Origin of the sequence: Bradyrhizobium sp. cir1 (assembly GCF_014198245.1) — a bacterium.
In the GTDB taxonomy this organism is placed as follows: domain Bacteria; phylum Pseudomonadota; class Alphaproteobacteria; order Rhizobiales; family Xanthobacteraceae; genus Bradyrhizobium.
Genome location: NZ_JACIHE010000008.1, coordinates 261,482 through 276,778, shown reverse-complemented (window position 1 = coordinate 276,778; position 15,297 = coordinate 261,482). Strand labels below are relative to the sequence as shown.

General features: G+C 65.3%; 16 protein-coding genes. 12 read left to right on the top strand and 4 right to left on the bottom strand.

What is annotated here, in order from left to right; all coding sequences use genetic code 11:
• Positions 1–10: 10 nt before the first annotated feature.
• Positions 11–1,456 carry a xylulokinase gene (gene xylB, locus GGD63_RS19090; RefSeq protein WP_183244661.1) on the bottom strand — a complete coding sequence of 482 codons (1,446 nt, stop codon included), beginning with the start codon at positions 1,454–1,456 and terminating at the stop codon, positions 11–13.
• A gap of 13 nt (positions 1,457–1,469) precedes the next feature.
• The gene (locus GGD63_RS19085) at positions 1,470–2,393 is read right to left on the bottom strand and encodes a LysR family transcriptional regulator (RefSeq protein ID WP_183244659.1); all 924 of its coding nucleotides are present in this window, start codon (positions 2,391–2,393) and stop codon (positions 1,470–1,472) included.
• Positions 2,394–2,500: 107 nt separating this feature from the next.
• Between GGD63_RS19085 and GGD63_RS19080 the strand changes: the two genes are divergently transcribed.
• The 12 genes from GGD63_RS19080 to GGD63_RS40610 all read left to right on the top strand — a co-directional run bounded on the left by GGD63_RS19080 (position 2,501) and on the right by GGD63_RS40610 (position 13,623).
• A complete protein-coding gene (locus tag GGD63_RS19080; RefSeq protein WP_183244657.1) occupies positions 2,501–2,824 on the top strand; it encodes a Dabb family protein in 324 nt (107 codons plus the stop codon).
• The gene (locus GGD63_RS19075; RefSeq protein ID WP_183244655.1) at positions 2,821–3,897 is read left to right on the top strand and encodes a maleylacetate reductase; all 1,077 of its coding nucleotides are present in this window, start codon (positions 2,821–2,823) and stop codon (positions 3,895–3,897) included. The genes GGD63_RS19080 and GGD63_RS19075 overlap by 4 nt, the downstream gene beginning before the upstream one ends.
• Positions 3,898–3,901: 4 nt before the next feature.
• Complete coding sequence (locus tag GGD63_RS19070; RefSeq protein ID WP_183244653.1) at positions 3,902–5,266, top strand: amidohydrolase family protein; 1,365 nt, start codon at positions 3,902–3,904, stop codon at positions 5,264–5,266.
• A 21-nt stretch (positions 5,267–5,287) separates the two neighbouring features.
• A complete protein-coding gene (locus tag GGD63_RS19065; RefSeq protein WP_183244651.1) occupies positions 5,288–6,190 on the top strand; it encodes an NAD(P)-dependent oxidoreductase in 903 nt (300 codons plus the stop codon).
• Positions 6,191–6,205: 15 nt separating this feature from the next.
• Positions 6,206–7,090, top strand: a complete 885-nt coding sequence (locus tag GGD63_RS19060) for an intradiol ring-cleavage dioxygenase (RefSeq protein ID WP_183244649.1) — start codon at positions 6,206–6,208, stop codon at positions 7,088–7,090.
• Between the two features lie 60 nt (positions 7,091–7,150).
• Positions 7,151–8,545 carry an FAD-linked oxidase C-terminal domain-containing protein gene (locus GGD63_RS19055; protein ID WP_183244646.1) on the top strand — a complete coding sequence of 465 codons (1,395 nt, stop codon included), beginning with the start codon at positions 7,151–7,153 and terminating at the stop codon, positions 8,543–8,545.
• The gene (locus GGD63_RS19050; RefSeq protein ID WP_183244644.1) at positions 8,542–10,065 is read left to right on the top strand and encodes a sugar ABC transporter ATP-binding protein; all 1,524 of its coding nucleotides are present in this window, start codon (positions 8,542–8,544) and stop codon (positions 10,063–10,065) included. The genes GGD63_RS19055 and GGD63_RS19050 overlap by 4 nt, the downstream gene beginning before the upstream one ends.
• Positions 10,058–11,008: an ABC transporter permease gene (locus GGD63_RS19045; protein ID WP_183244642.1), complete on the top strand. Its 951-nt coding sequence runs from the start codon at positions 10,058–10,060 to the stop codon at positions 11,006–11,008. The genes GGD63_RS19050 and GGD63_RS19045 overlap by 8 nt, the downstream gene beginning before the upstream one ends.
• Positions 11,005–11,982 carry an ABC transporter permease gene (locus GGD63_RS19040; RefSeq protein WP_018316000.1) on the top strand — a complete coding sequence of 326 codons (978 nt, stop codon included), beginning with the start codon at positions 11,005–11,007 and terminating at the stop codon, positions 11,980–11,982. The genes GGD63_RS19045 and GGD63_RS19040 overlap by 4 nt, the downstream gene beginning before the upstream one ends.
• Positions 11,983–12,024: 42 nt before the next feature.
• On the top strand, positions 12,025–12,999 hold the full coding sequence (locus GGD63_RS19035; RefSeq protein ID WP_183244640.1) for a sugar ABC transporter substrate-binding protein: 975 nt from the start codon (positions 12,025–12,027) through the stop codon (positions 12,997–12,999).
• 76 nt (positions 13,000–13,075) lie between these two features.
• Positions 13,076–13,363 (top strand): YciI family protein, encoded by a 288-nt coding sequence (locus tag GGD63_RS19030; RefSeq protein WP_183244637.1) that lies wholly within the window; start codon positions 13,076–13,078, stop codon positions 13,361–13,363.
• A gap of 137 nt (positions 13,364–13,500) precedes the next feature.
• Positions 13,501–13,623 carry a hypothetical protein gene (locus tag GGD63_RS40610; RefSeq protein WP_018641330.1) on the top strand — a complete coding sequence of 41 codons (123 nt, stop codon included), beginning with the start codon at positions 13,501–13,503 and terminating at the stop codon, positions 13,621–13,623.
• 17 nt (positions 13,624–13,640) lie between these two features.
• Here the strand turns inward: GGD63_RS40610 and GGD63_RS19025 are convergent, their stop codons facing one another.
• Complete coding sequence (locus GGD63_RS19025) at positions 13,641–14,654, bottom strand: formate dehydrogenase subunit gamma (protein WP_183244635.1); 1,014 nt, start codon at positions 14,652–14,654, stop codon at positions 13,641–13,643.
• 39 nt (positions 14,655–14,693) lie between these two features.
• Positions 14,694–15,290: a formate dehydrogenase FDH3 subunit beta gene (gene fdh3B, locus GGD63_RS19020; protein WP_011088224.1), complete on the bottom strand. Its 597-nt coding sequence runs from the start codon at positions 15,288–15,290 to the stop codon at positions 14,694–14,696.
• Positions 15,291–15,297: the final 7 nt, after the last annotated feature.

The following is a 15,297-nucleotide window of genomic DNA, read 5'->3' as shown; positions in this document are numbered from 1 at the left end:
ATTGGGCCAGCTAGTGGCGCGGCCGATACAGTTCGCGCCAGGCGGGAAGCCGTTCGGCGTAGGCATCGACCAGTGCAGCGTCGGGCTCGAATGTTTCGATGCGCTGCGGCCGCACGCATACGTCACCGATTGCCTCATCCGTGACAGCAAGCCGCCCCAATCTCGCCGCACCGAACGCCGCGCCGGTCTCGCCGCCGGCAAAGCGATGGACTGGAACATTCAGCACGCTGGCCAGCACCGCGAGCCAGAACTCCGAGCGTGAGCCGCCGCCGATGACATCGGCTTCCGCAATCGCAATACCGGCATCCGCGAGCGCGTCGCGGCAATCGGCCAGCGCGAAGGCAACGCCTTCGAGCACCGCCTGCATGATCGCCGTGCGATCGGTGCCATGACTCAGACCATCGAGCATGCCGCGCACGGCGGGATCGTCGTGCGGCGTCCGTTCACCCGCGAGATAAGGCAGGAAGCTCACGGGCGATGGCGCCTGCGGGCGCGATCCCAGCGGCGCCAGCAACTCGGCCTCACTGGCGCCGAACAGGCGCGCGGCCCAGGCAAGGCACGACGCGGCCGAGAGGATCGCGCCGGCTTGAATCCACATGCCGGGAACGGCGTGGCAGAACGTGTGCACGACGCGATCGGGATTGGCGGCTATTCGGTTGGAGGGCGCCAGCAAGGCCCCCGAAGTTCCCAGCGATATGAACGCAGTTCCCGGCTCGATCGCGCCGATGCCGACGGCGCCGGCCGGATTGTCGCCGGCACCGCCCGCGATGATCGGCGGCCTGGCCATGCCCCAGCGCCGCGCGAGCTCGCTGCGCAGCGTCGTTGCAGGCGCGCATCCCTCGACCAGACGCGGCATGTGCTCGCGCGAGAGGCCGGTCGCCGCCAATGCCGCGTCCGACCAGTCCCGGCGCGCGGCGTCGAGCCACAGCGATCCCGATGCGTCCGAGACATCCTCGATGGCTTCGCCTGATAGCACCAGGCGCAAATAGGCCTTTGGCAGCAGGACGAGTTCCGTCGCCGCAAAGATCTCCGGCTCGTGCGTCGCGATCCAGAGCAGCTTCGGCGCGGTGAATCCGGCCATCGCCTTGTTGCCCGTCGTCGCACGCAAAGCGGGCCAGCGCTGCTCCAGGATACGGCACTCGGCGGCGGAACGGCCGTCGTTCCAGAGGATGCAGGGCCGCAGCGGCTTCGAGCTCGCATCGAGCAGCGTGGCGCCATGCATCTGACCGGACAGTCCGATGCCTTCGACCGCCGCCAACGCGCCGGCGTGCGACGCCTTGAGGGCATCCAGCGTGGCAAAAGTCGCATCGATCCACTGCGCGGGATGCTGCTCGTAATAGCCTGATTGCGGCGAGGCGGTCGCGAGCGCCCGGCTCTCGCTTGCAATCACCCGCTGGGCATCGTCGACAAGAACGGTCTTGACCGCCGAGGTGCCGAGATCGATGCCGAGATACATGGATGCTTCCCGCTCACTTCGCCGCGTCGATCCAGATCCCCGGCTCCGAATGCTCACGGATGTGGCTGACCAGGAAGTCCGAGAAGACCCTGATCTTGGCCGGCAGCCTGACGCGGTTTTGATAGGCGATGTTCATGGTGAGCAACGGCAGCTGCCAGTCCCTCAGGACGGGCACCAGCCGGCCGGCCGCGATATCGCTCTGCACGATGTAGAGTGGCTGGATCAGAATGCCGAGCCCTGCGCGCGCCGCGCCGCAGATGATCTGGCCGTCATTGCTGTCGAGCGTCGGTGCGATCCGGACGGTCTGCGTCGTGCTGCCCTTGCTTAGCCGCAGCGAATAGGGATCGTTGGCGAGGTTGTAAATCAGCATGTTGTGGCGGGCGAGATCGGCGGGGTGATCCGGCCGGCCGTGCTTCTCCAGATATGACGGGGCCGCCGCGAGCACGCGGTGCATCTGGCCGATGCGGCGGACGACGATGTTGGAATCCGGCTCGTGCTCGCGCGTGCGGATCGCGACGTCGATGCCGGCCTCGATGAAGTCCAGATAGCGGTTCGCGCTGATGATCTGCACGTTGAGATCAGGATAGAGCGCGCGGAAGGCGGGCAGCATCGGCGCGAGATAGATCATCGCGAAAGACAGCGAACTCGTCACGCGCAGCATCCCCTTCGGCGACAGCGCGCGGTCGGAGACGGCGTCTTCGGCCTCGGCGAGTTCGTTCAGCAGCGTGCTGCAGCGCTGCAACAGCTCCTGCCCTGCCTCGGTCAGCCATTGCCGGCGCGTGTTGCGCTCGATCAGCCGAACCGCAAGGCGCTCCTCCAGCGCGCTGAGATGGCGGCTGGCGGCCGCGTTCGACATCCGCAGCATTTCGGCGGCCTTGGACAGGCTGCCGAGCTCGGCGGTTTTGGAGAAGACTTCGAGTTGGAGTAGTCGATCCATTTTTGCGGAAACAGGAAAAGAGACTTACAAATTTTGACCTTTAATTCCGATTTCTGCAAGGCAAAATGCCGCCAACAAGGCACAATGGCAGGCGAGGAAATCAGGAAATGTCGGGCGCGATCAGGCACATCGTGATGTGGCGGCTGCGCGGGGAGACCCCCGAGGAGCGCTCCGCCGCCCGGTTCAAGGTCAAGACCCTGTTCGAGGGCCTCAAGGGCCGGATCGACGGCCTCACCCATATCGAGGTCGGCATGGACGTCAGTGCCGTCGACTACGCCTGCGACGTGGTGCTGTTCTCCGAGTTCACCGACCAAGCCGCGCTCAGCGCCTATGCAAATCATCCGGAACATCTGCGCGTTCGCGAGGCGTTAGGCGACTTGCGGATCGGGCGCTTCCAGGTCGATTATCCCATCAAAGAGACCGGCGCATGATCGGTTCGTTCATCTTTGAAAACCTGCCCTGCCGCGTCGTGTTCGGCAGCGGAACGCTTGCTTCAGCCAAGGCCGAGGTCGAACGGCTCGGCGGCAGGCGCGCGCTGGTGCTGACGACGCCGCAGCAGGAGGCCCAAGGCAAGAGCCTGGGAACGGCGCTCGGCCCGCTCTATGCCGGCATCTTTCCCGGCGCCACCATGCACACACCGGTCGAGGTCACCGAGCGCGCGCTCGCCGCGATGAAGGCGTGCGAGGCGGACTGCGTCGTCTCGCTCGGCGGCGGCTCGACCACCGGCCTCGGCAAGGTGCTGGCGCTGCGTACCGGAATCAACCAGCTCTGCATCCCCACCACCTATGCCGGCTCGGAGATGACGCCGATCGTCGGCCAGACCGAAAACGGCCTGAAGACCACGGTGCGCGACGCGGCGATACTGCCGGAGACCGTGATCTACGATGTCGATCTCACCATGACGTTGCCGGCGAGTCTGGCCGCGACCTCAGGCATCAACGCGATCGCCCATGCGGTCGAGGCGCTCTACGCGCGCGACACTAATCCCGTGACATCGCTGATGGCCGAAGAAGGCATCCGCGCGCTGGCGCGTGCCCTGCCCGCTATCGCCGCGAAAAACGACGACCGCGAGGCCCGCACGGAAGCGCTCTACGGCGCCTGGTTGTGCGGCGTCTGCCTCGGCACCGTCGGCATGGCGCTGCATCACAAGCTCTGCCACACGCTCGGCGGCACTTTTGATCTGCCGCACGCCGAGACGCATACGATCGTGCTGCCCCATGCATTGGCCTACAATGCGCCGGCGGTGCCCGATGCGATGGCGCGCATCTCGCGCGCGATCGGTGCCGCCGATGCATCGCAGGGTCTCTACGACCTTGCGAAACGGCTCGGCGCGAAGCTCGCACTGCGCGACGTCGGCATGCCCGAGAGCGGCATCGACAAGGCTGCCGATCTTGCCGTCACCAATGCCTATTGGAATCCGCGCCCGCTCGAACGCGGCGCCATCCGCGACCTGATTGCGCGCGCCTGGGCTGGCGAGCCGCCCAGCGCCGTCAAGGCGGCGTGACGCGATGCGGCGCACGCTGATCAGATCGGCCACCGTCATCAGCATGGATGACGCGATCGGCGACCTCGGCACCGGCGATGTGCTGGTCGAGGGCAGCCGCATCGCCAGTGTGCGACCGTCGATCGACGTCGCGGCCGACACCGAGATCGTCGACGGCAAGGGACGCATCGTCATTCCCGGCCTGATCAACGCGCATATGCACACCTGGCAGACGGGCTTGCGCGGCTTTGCCGCGAACTGGACGCTGCTGGAATATTTCCGCCGCATGCATGCGGGCCTCGCAACCGTATTCCGGCCCGAGGACATCCATATCGCGACCCTCGTAGGCGCGCTGAACCAGATCAACCACGGCGTCACCACGCTGGTCGACTGGTGCCACAACAATCCGACGCCTGCGCACACCGACGCCGCGGTCCGCGGCCTGATCGAGAGCAGCATTCGCGCCGCGTTCTTCCACGGCTCGCCCAAACCGGAGCCGAAGCCGGGCGAGCCGCATTTCTCGGAAGTGCCGCATCCGCGCCGCGAGGTCGAGCGGCTGCTGGCAGGCCCCCTCGCCGACCGCGACGGCCTCGTCACGCTCGGGCTCGCCATTCTCGGCCCGCATTATTCGACGCTCGACGTCGCCATCCACGATTTCCGACTGGCGCGGGAGCTGAACCTGATCGCATCCATGCATCAGGGCGGCGGGCCGGCCAAGACGCTCGGCGGCTGGGAGAAGCTGATCGAGGCCGGCCTCGTCGGCTCCGGCGTCAACATCGTCCATGGCAACGACCTGCCGGATGATCTGCTCGATCATCTCGTCGATCTCGGCGTGTCCTTCTCGGTCACGCCGGAGAACGAGATGATCCAGGGCCATGGCTTTCCGATCACGGGACGGCTGCTCAAGCGCGGCGTGCGGCCGAGCATCGGCATCGATCTCGAATCCGTGCTGGCCGGTGATCTCCTTTCCGTCGCGCGCGTTGCGCTGTCGATGCAGCGGGCACTCGACAATGCCGAGTCGCGCAAAGTGAGCGGCGCCATTCCGGCAACGACCACGATTCCTGTACGCGAGGCGCTGCGCTGGATCACGACGGAAGGCGCCCGCATGCTCGGCCGCGAGGACCAGATCGGGTCGCTGACGCCGGGAAAGCTCGCCGACCTCGTCGTCATCAACGCCTCCGATCTCAATCTCTATCCGGTGCACGATCCCGTCGCGACCGTGGTGATGCAGACGAGCCTCGCCAATATCGAGTCCGTCATGATCGGCGGCGCCTGGAAGAAGCGGAACGGCCGGTTGCTGGTCGAGGGCCTCGAGACGAAGAAGGAGCTGTTGGCGCAATCCGGTCAACGGCTGGTGCAGGAAATCGAACGACAGGGACGCGCCGCCTGAAGGCGCCAATGGACAACAACAATGACAGACGCTTCAAGGAATGTTGCTTTCATCGGAATCGGCAAGATGGGCCTGCCGATGGCCTTGCTCGTCGCCAAAGCCGGTTACGCCGTCACGGCGTTCGACCAGAGCGCGGCGCGGACCAACGAGGCGCGCGGGCAAGGCATTGCGATCGCCGCTTCGCCGGCCGATGCCGTGGACGGCAAGGCCGCGATCATCACGTCCCTGCCCGACGACGCAGCCTTGCGCGGCGCGTTGCTCGGTCCGACCGGCCTCATCGCCGCAATGGCGCCAGGCGCCGTTTTGATCGAGACCAGCACCGTGAGCGTCGAGGCCTCCACCGAAGTTGCAGCCGCAGCGCAGGCGCGCGGCATTGCTTATTTGCGTTCACCGGTTTCGGGCAATGCCAGCATCGTCCACACCGGCGCGCTGACCTGCTTCGTCTCGGGTCCTAAGGACGCTTTCGAAAACGCAAAGCCGTTGTTCTCCGCCTTCACCCGCGCGCAGACCTATCTCGGGCCGGCCGAGGAAGCGCGCTACGCCAAGCTCTCGGTCAACCTGATGATCGCGGTGTCGGCCGCGATGATGGCGGAGAGCCTGGCACTGGCGCGCAAGGGCGGCATCGCCTGGCAGGATATCTTGAAGGTGCTCGACGACAGCGCGGTGGCATCGCCGATGGTGAAGTACAAGACCGCACCGCTGCGCACGCGGGACTTCGAGTCCACCTTCTCCTGCAAGCAGATGGCCAAGGACCTCGATCTGATCCTGGGGGCCGGCCACGCCGTCGGCGTGCCATTGCAACTCGCTGCGCAGGTGCGTGAGACCTATGGCTCGCTGGTCGCCCAAGGCGACGGCGACACCGACTTCATCGCGACCGTCAAGCATCTCGAGCGGTTGTCCGGCCTCGGCGAGCCAAAACTCTGATCCACGGAGCCTCCTATGCGCAACTTCAACGAGAACACGATCACGGACGCGGTGCTGGAGCGGATCGCGGGCGCAACCGACCCACGCATCAAGCAGGTCAGCGAAGCGCTGGTGCGTCATCTTCATGCCTTCGTCCGCGAGATACGGCCGACCCAGAAGGAGTGGGAGTACGGTATCGACTTCCTGACCCGCACCGGACACATGTGCGACGACAAGCGCCAGGAATTCATCCTGCTGTCGGACACGCTCGGCGTCTCCATGCTGGTCGATGCCATCAACCATCCGGTGCCGGAAGGCGCGACCGAGACCACCGTGCTCGGCCCCTTCTTCGTCCAGGCCGCGCCGGAGAAGGACAGCGGCGCCGATATCTCGGGTCCGATGGAAGGCGATCCGATGCTGGTCACCGGCTCGGTCTCGACCGTGGACGGAAAGCCGCTGGCAGCCGCCGTCGTGGACGTTTGGCATTCCGACGATGACGGCTATTACGACGTGCAGCAGCTCGACGAGATCGGAGATCTCGCGATGCGCGCGCGCTTCCATACCGATGCCAACGGCCGCTTCCATTTCTGGTCGATCAAGCCTGCCGCCTATCCGATCCCGCATGACGGCCCGGTCGGCGACATGCTGGAGGCGCAGGGACGCCATCCCTGGCGACCCGCGCATGTGCATTTCATGATCTCTGCACCGGGTTTCGAGCAGCTCGTGACTCATGTGTTCGTCGCGGGCGACCAGTATCTCGACAGTGACGTGGTGTTCGGCGTCAAGGACAGCCTGATCCGCGAATTCACGAGGCATCCCGCGGGCCGTGCGCCGGATGGTCGCATGGTGGACAGCGACTATTTTCATCTCAACTATGATTTCGGTTTGAAGCAGGTTGCGAGCAGCGCAAGAGCAGCCTAAGCCAAACGACAACGCAGCGGACCGGCAAGAGTCCGCGATCGGAGCGAACAGGGAGCAAGGATGGGACCGCGGGTCAGCACGAGCATCTTGGCCGATCGCCTCACCGGCATGATCGGCCCGCGCGCGAGCGTTGCCCGCGGCGTGCTCGATCAGCATGGGCAGAGCGAGTCGCATTATCGCAATCTGCCGCCTGACATCGTCGTCTTCCCTGAAACGACGCAGGAGGTCGCGGAAATCGTCAAGCTGTGCGCCGGCGCGGACATGCCGATCGTGCCGTTCGGCGCCGGGACCTCGCTCGAAGGCAATGCCGCGGCGGTCGCGGGCGGCGTCTGCTTCGATTTCGCGCGCATGAACAAGGTGCTGGCGGTGCACGACAGCGACATGGATGTCGTGGTGCAGCCCGGCATCACGCGCAAGCAGCTTAATGCCGAGCTGCGCAATACCGGCCTGTTCTTCCCGATCGACCCGGGCGCCGACGCCTCGATCGGCGGCATGACATCGACGCGCGCATCCGGCACCATGGCCGTGCGCTACGGCACCATGAAGGACAATGTCGTGGCGCTGGAGGTGGTGCTCGCGGACGGGCGCGTGATCCGGACCGCGAAGCGCGCACGGAAGTCAGCCGCCGGCTATGACCTGACGCGCATGTTCGTCGGCGCGGAGGGCACGCTCGGCGTGATCACCGAGATCACGCTGAAGGTGCACCCCGTGCCGCAGGCGATCTCGGCCGCGGTGTGCAGCTTCGACACGCTGCACGATGCCGTCGACACCGCGATCTCCGTGATCCAGTCCGCGATTCCCGTGGCGCGCATCGAGCTGCTCGACGACGTCATGATGCGCGGCATCAACGCCTACGCCAAGCTTGGCTATCGCGAGGCGCCGACCCTGTTCTTCGAATTCCACGGCTCCGAGACTTCCGTCGCCGAGCAGGCCGAGGCGGCGCAGGCGATCGCTACCGACCATGGCGGCCATGGCTTTGCCTGGGCGAAGGCACAGGAGGACCGCAGCCGACTCTGGCACGCGCGCGACAACACGCTTTATGCCGGCCTCGGCCTGCGGCCCGGCGCGCGGGCCGTGATCACCGACGTCTGCGTGCCGATCTCGCGGCTGGCGGAATGCCTGACCGAGACGCGGCGCGACGCGGATGAGCACGGCTTTACCGCGCCGATCGTTGGCCATGTCGGCGACGGCAATTTCCACATGCTGATCCTGATCGACCCGGCGAAACCCGAGGAGGCCGAGGGCGCCAAGGCGCTGCAGGCCCGCATGGTCGCCCGCGCCATTGCCATGGACGGGACCTGCACCGGCGAGCACGGTATCGGCCTCGGCAAGATCGACTATCTCACCGATGAGCTCGGCGCGGCCGTCGACGTGATGCGGCAGATCAAGCAGGCGCTCGATCCAAATGGACTGATGAACCCGGGTAAGATTTTTTCTGGCGGAGCCAGGGCATGAGCGACGCGCTCCCGATCGAAGTCACATCGCCTGTCCCGCTGCTGGAACTGCGCGGCATCAGCAAGGAGTTTCCCGGTGTCAAGGCGCTGGACGACGTGTCCTTTGCCGTTTACCCCGGCGAAGTCCACATGCTGCTGGGCGAGAACGGCGCCGGCAAGTCGAGCCTGATGAAGGTGCTGTGCGGCGCCTACTGCGCCGATGCCGGCGAATTCTACTACAAGGGTGAGAAGGTCGCGATCTCCTCGACCGCGGATGCGCAGAAGCTCGGCATTGCCGTGATCTTCCAGGAATTCTCGCTGGTCCCCTATCTCGATATCGCCCAGAACATCTTTCTCGGCCGCGAGCCGAAGGGTCGCATCCCCGGCACCATCGACCGCCGCAGGATCCTGGCCGATGCGAAGCGCGTGCTCGACACCATCGGCTTCGACATCGATCCCTCCACAACCGTCGACAAGCTGGGCGTCGCCCAGCAGCAGATGGTCGAGATTGCGAAAGCGATCAGCCAGAACGCCCGCATCCTCGTGATGGACGAGCCGACCGCGGCGCTGTCCGACCGCGAGACCGAGCTGCTGTTCGCGCTGATCGCGCGGCTGAAGGCCGACGGCGTCTCGATCGTCTACATCTCGCACCGCATGGCCGAGGTGTTCGCGCTCGGCGACCGCATCACCGTGCTGCGCGACGGCCGCCGCATCGACGGCGTCCGACCGGCCGACGTCACGCCGGACCAACTCGTCCGCATGATGGTCGGCCGCAACGTCGACATGACCTATCCGCGCAATTTTGCCGACAAGCCCGGCGAGGTGCTGCTGCAGGTCAGGGGCCTGACCGCGCCGACCGGCATCTCCGATATCAACATCGAGGTGCGCCGGGGCGAGATCGTCGGCCTGTGCGGCCTGGTCGGCTCCGGCCGCAGCGAGGTCGCGCGCGCCATCTTCGGCGCCGATCCCGTGACGTCAGGCGAGATCATCTTCGACGGCAAGTCCATTTCCGGCGAGCCGGATCTCGCCGCCCGCCGCGGCATCGCGCTGATCCCGGAGAGCCGCAAGAGCGAGGGCCTCGCGCTGCTGCGGTCGGTCGGCGACAATCTGGTGGTGTCCGCGCTCAAGAAGCTTTTTCCGAGCGGCCTGTTCGACCAGCGTCGCGCGCAGCGCACCTCCGACGGCCTGATCCGGCAGTTGCGCATCGCGACGCCGAGCGCGCGGCAGACCGTCGGCCTGCTCTCGGGCGGCAACCAGCAGAAGGTCGTGATCGGCAAGTGGCTGGCCGCCGGGTCAAAGCTCTTCATCTTCGACGAGCCGACGCGGGGCATCGACATCGGCGCCAAGTCCGAGATCTTCGCGCTGATCGACCGGCTCGTCGCGGAAGGCGCGGCAGCGCTGATGATCTCCTCCGAACAGGTCGAGATCTGTCATGTCTGCGACCGCGCCTATGTGATGCGCGAGGGGCGCATTGCCGGGCACCTGACACGCAACGAACTGACCGAGGAGAACATCGTGCGACTGGGGATGCATCATGCGTGAGGCCGCGGTCGTCTCGGAGCCCAATCCGCTGCAGCGCATTCCCGGCGTTGCCATCGTGCTCGTGCTGCTGATCGCGCTGTTCAGCGCCATCGCGCCGGGCTTCCTCTCGGTCGCCAACCTCTCCAACGTGCTGGTGCAGTCGACCATCCTGACCATGCTCGCGCTGCCGATGACGCTGATCATCATGACCGAGGGGCTCGATCTGTCGATGGGCGCGGTGCTGACGCTGACCTCGCTCTGCGTCGCGATCGTGTCGCTCGCGACCAAGTCGATGCTGCTGGGCCTTGGTGCCGGCCTGCTGGTGGGCGCGGCCTTCGGCGTCGCCAACGGCTGGCTGGTCGCGATAACAGGCATCCCGCCCTTCGTCGCGACGCTCGGCACGCTCGGCATGGCGCAGGGCCTGTCGCTGATCGTCAGCGACGGCCAGAGCGTGGTCGGCATTCCCCACAGCGTGCGCGACATCTATTCGGCGACGCTGCTGGGGATTCCCGTGCCGATCGTGATGGCGCTAGTGACCTATGCGGCCTTCCACGGCCTGCTCTATCACACCCGCTTCGGCACCTACATCTTCGCGCTCGGGGGCAACCGCGAGGCGCTGCGCTATGCCGGCCTGTCGCCGAACAAGCTGCTGATCGCGGTCTACGCCATCGGCGGCGCCATGGCAGGGATCGCCGGCCTGTTGATGACCGCACGCATGAACTCCGGCCATCCCACCGCCGGCCTTGGCCTCGAGTTCGATGCCATCGCCGCGGTCGCGGTCGGCGGCACCTCGTTCGAGCGCGGCAATGGCTGGCTGCTCGGCACGCTGCTCGGGGTCCTTTCCGTCGGCGTGCTGCGCAACGGGTTGAACCTGATCTCGCTGCCGTCCTCGGTGCAGGTCGCCAGCGTCGGCGTGCTCGTCATCGTTGCCTTGTTTCTCGACGGCCTCCGGAGCCGCGCATGACCGACATCACCAAAGAGGCGATGATGCCGCCCCGCTCATTCCTGTCGCAGGATGCGATCCAGGTGTTCTATCGCCTCCTTGCAGCGCTCTTGATCTGCGCGGTGCTCGCCGTGCTCAGCGATTCCTTCCTCAGCCTCGGCAACATCCTCAATGTGCTGAGACAGGCGAGCCTGACCTTCTTCATCGCCTCGGGCCTCACGCTGGTGGTGCTGACCGCCGGCCTCGATCTCTCCGTCGGCGCCAATGTCGCGCTGTCCGCCTGCATCGCCGGCACCGTGATTCACAAGACCGGCTCGCCGGCGCTCGGCATCCTCACCGGCCTTGCCTGCGGCGGCATCGTCGGCCTGCTCAACGGCATCATGGTCACCGCCCTGCGGATCCCCTCCTTCATCGCCACCTATGGCATGCTCTGGGTGCTGAACGGCCTCACTTACTGGTACATGGCCGGCGAAACCCTTCACGGCTTCCCGGCAGGCTTCCGCCAGATCGGCAGCGGCTATCTGTTCGGCCTGCCCATCCCGGTCTATCTGCTGCTGGTGTTCCTCGGGATCGGAACGCTGTTTGCGCAGCGGACGATCTGGGGCCAGGAGATCTATGCGATCGGCGCCAATCCGGTCGCGGCGCGCCTCTCCGGCATTCCGGTCGCGCGCCGCCTGTTGCTGGTCTATGCGGTCTCCGGCACCATGGCGGGCCTTGCCTCGATCATCTTCCTGTCGCGGCTCAATTCGGCGGAAGCCGACATCGGCGAAAGCCTGACGCTGCCGGCGATCGCGGCCGTGCTGATCGGCGGCACTTCGCTGTTCGGCGGCGTCGGCACCGTTTTCGGCACCTTCATCGGCGCGCTGATCCTGACGCTGGTGCTGAACGGCATGAACCTCTTGTCGGTCAGTGCCAATTGGCAGCCGCTGGTCACCGGCATCATCGTCATTCTCGCGGTCTGGCTCGACATGAAGACCCGCCGCCGCGCGCAATGAGCTCTCGGAAATCCAACAAGCAAAATCAGGGATGGAGGCAATATGAAATTGAGACTGGACTATCTGGCGCTGCCGCTGCTGATGGCGGCCGCGTTCACGACCGGGGCGCGCGCCGACGGCGAGACCATCGCCGTCTTTACCAAGAACCAGACCAACCCGTTCTTCCAGACGGTGCGGGTCGGCGCCGACAACATGGCGAAGGCGCTGAACGCGAAGACGCTGCAGTACATCCCGACCAAGCCGGATTCGATCCCCGAACAGCTCAGCCAGATCGAGGACGTCGTGGTGAAGAAGCCGAGCGCGATCGTCTTCACGCCGGTCGACTACAAGGCGATGGTGCCGGGAGTCGAGAAGATCAACGATGCCAAGATCCCCGTCGTCAACATCACCGACCGATCCGCCGGCGGCAAGTTCCTGTCCTTCGTCGGCGCCGACGATTACAGCCTCGGGCTCGAGACCGCGCGCTTCCTGCTGAAGACTTTGGGCGGCAAGGGCAACATCGTCATCATCGAGGGCGTCAAGGGCTCGCTGACGAACGTCGATCGCGTGCGCGGGTTCAACGACGCGCTGAAGGAAGCGCCCGGCGCCAAGCTGCTGGCTTCGCAGCCTGGTAACTATCAGCGGCTCCAGGCGCTTCAGGTGATGGAGAACCTGATGCAGTCGAATTCGCAGATCGACGGCGTGCTCGCCGCCAACGACGCCATGGCAGTCGGCGCGATCGAGGCGCTCGACGGCGCCAACCGCAAGGCGCAAGTGATCGGCATCAACGGCACCAAGGAGGCGATCGACGCGATCAAGTCCGGCAAGCTGCTCGCGAGCGGCGACTACAACGGATTCGCGCAAGGCTGCCTCGGCACCATGATGGCTGTCCGCTCCTTGCGCAATCAGCCTGTCATCAGCGAGATCGTGCTGAAGCCGACCGTCATCACCAAGGACAATTACCAGCCGTTCGACGTCCCGCTGGAGCAGCGGACCTGCCCGAGCTTCGAGGACGCCGGCAAGCTCGGCGCCAAGTAGATCGCCCGATCACGACGAACCCGGACGGCCGCACCTCGCGGCCGTCCCAAGAACTGAGCCAAGAAATGGAGACACCATGCTGTTCGCCATCCACGCCCTCGACCGCACCGGCGCGCTGCCGACCCGGCTCGCCAATTACGACGCCCACAAGGCCTTCCTGAGCGATACCTCGCGCTTCGGCGTCAAGATCGTGATGTCGGGACCGCTCGTCTCCGACGACGGCGCGACCATGATCGGCAGCCTGTTCCTGGTCGAAGCCCCCACGCATGCGGAAGTCGAGGCCTTTAACCGCGCGGATCCCTTCGCTGCGGCCGGCATCTGGGAGAAGGTCACAATCACTGGGTTCATCCGGCGACAAGGATAGGCTGCCAGGCGTTGATCGGAGCCATGGATGAACGAAAGCGGGCCCGGGCTGGCGGTCCGCATCCACTTACACGATCCCAAGCGCAGCCTTTGTCCGCGGCCAGCGGTCCTGTATAATGCGCGCGAGGAGGGATCGCGATGAAGGCTTTCATCCTTGCCTGTGTTGCGACGATCGTCATCACGATGGCTGGAGTTGCCGTGCTCGACAGCGTACAGCTCCCCGTTGCAGAGGCCTTTTCGACGACGGGCGTCCGGCTTTAGGCAATACTCCGTAGGCTCTATTCGGCTGCGGACGCAGCATGGCGAGGCTGCGGCTGAGAATCGTTCGGGCCGGTCCGTGCCAACTCCTGGTCGAGCCACAGGCTATGGTGCTCGCGCGCCCAGTTGACATCCACTTCACCTGATCCCATCGCCTCGAAAGCCCCCTCCATCCCGATGGTGCCGATGTAGATATGGGCAAGCATCGCGGCGATGAACAGCACGGCCACGATGGAGTGAACGATCTGGGAAAACTGCATGCCCTCGATTCCCGTCAGGTAGAACGGGAACATGAGTTGATACCCGGTCGCCGCGACGAGGCTACCGCCGATCACGACGATCCAGTAGATCCCCTTTTGACCCGCGTTGAAACGGCGAGCCGGCGGATGATCGTGACCGAACAGGCCGCCTCCGCGCTTGATCCACTCGATATCCACCTTGTTGGGGATATTGCCGCCGATCCACATCAAAAAGATCAGCACGACGCCAATCGTGAACGGAAAGCTCAGGTAGTTGTGCGCGAATTTCGCCCATTGCGACCATTCCGAGAAGGCTTCAAATCCAATCAGCGGAAGCAGCAGCGGCCGCCCGAACGTGATGTTCAATCCCGAGATCGCCAGGATGATGAAGCAGGTCGCGGTCATCCAGTGCACGAAACGCTCGAAGGTGTTGAACCGCACGATGGTGCGGCCGGATCGTCCGCTTTCGAGGCGGATCATGCCGCGCGTCAAATAGAAGATGACCAGCACCGCCAGCATCCCGAGCACAGCTACGCCGCCGATCCACCGCAGCGCAACGTTGCGGAATTCACGCCACTCGCGGCCAGCAGGTTGCATCAGCACGCTGGAGCGCTGGTCGGGGATGCTGACGCGCCCCTGGATCCGGTCCATCTCCTGCAGCAACTGGCGCTCGTTGACCGAGCTCGCCGTCGGATTGACCTGCTGGGCCGGCGACGGCACCGGAGCTGCCACGACCAACAGAAGCAACGCCCACGCGCCGATGGCTGGTCGAATGAACCTTGAAAATGAGGACATCTGCTCCTCCCGGCATTTGTGCCCCGGCGCGCGGCGCCTTCAGGACTCGATTGTTTCGCGATAGGCGGTCTTCCAGCCCCATGCGCCTGAACCATAGCCCCGCTTCAAGACGCGCTCCTTATAGATCTGGGCGATGATCTCGCCGTCGCCGGCAAGCAGAGACTTGGTCGAGCACATCTCGGCGCACAGCGGCAGCTTGCCCTCGGCCAGGCGGTTCGCGCCGTATTTTTCGTATTCCTCCTTGCTGCCGTCGGCCTCGGGACCGCCGGCGCAATAGGTGCATTTGTCCATTTTCCCGCGCGAGCCGAAATTGCCGACCTTCGGATATTGCGGCGCGCCAAACGGACAAGCGTAGAAGCAATAGCCGCAGCCGATGCAGAGATCCTTGGAGTGCAGGACGACGCCATCGGCGGTGGTATAGAAACAGTTCACCGGGCACACTGCCGCGCACGGCGCATCCGTGCAGTGCATGCAAGCCATCGAGACTGATCGTTCGCCCGGCTTGCCATCGGCGATGGTGACGACCCTGCGGCGGTTGATGCCCCAGGGGACCTCGTGCTCGTTCTTGCAGGCCGTGACGCAGGCGTTGCACTCGATGCAACGGTCGGCGTCGCAGAGAAACTTCATACGTGCCATCGTCGTT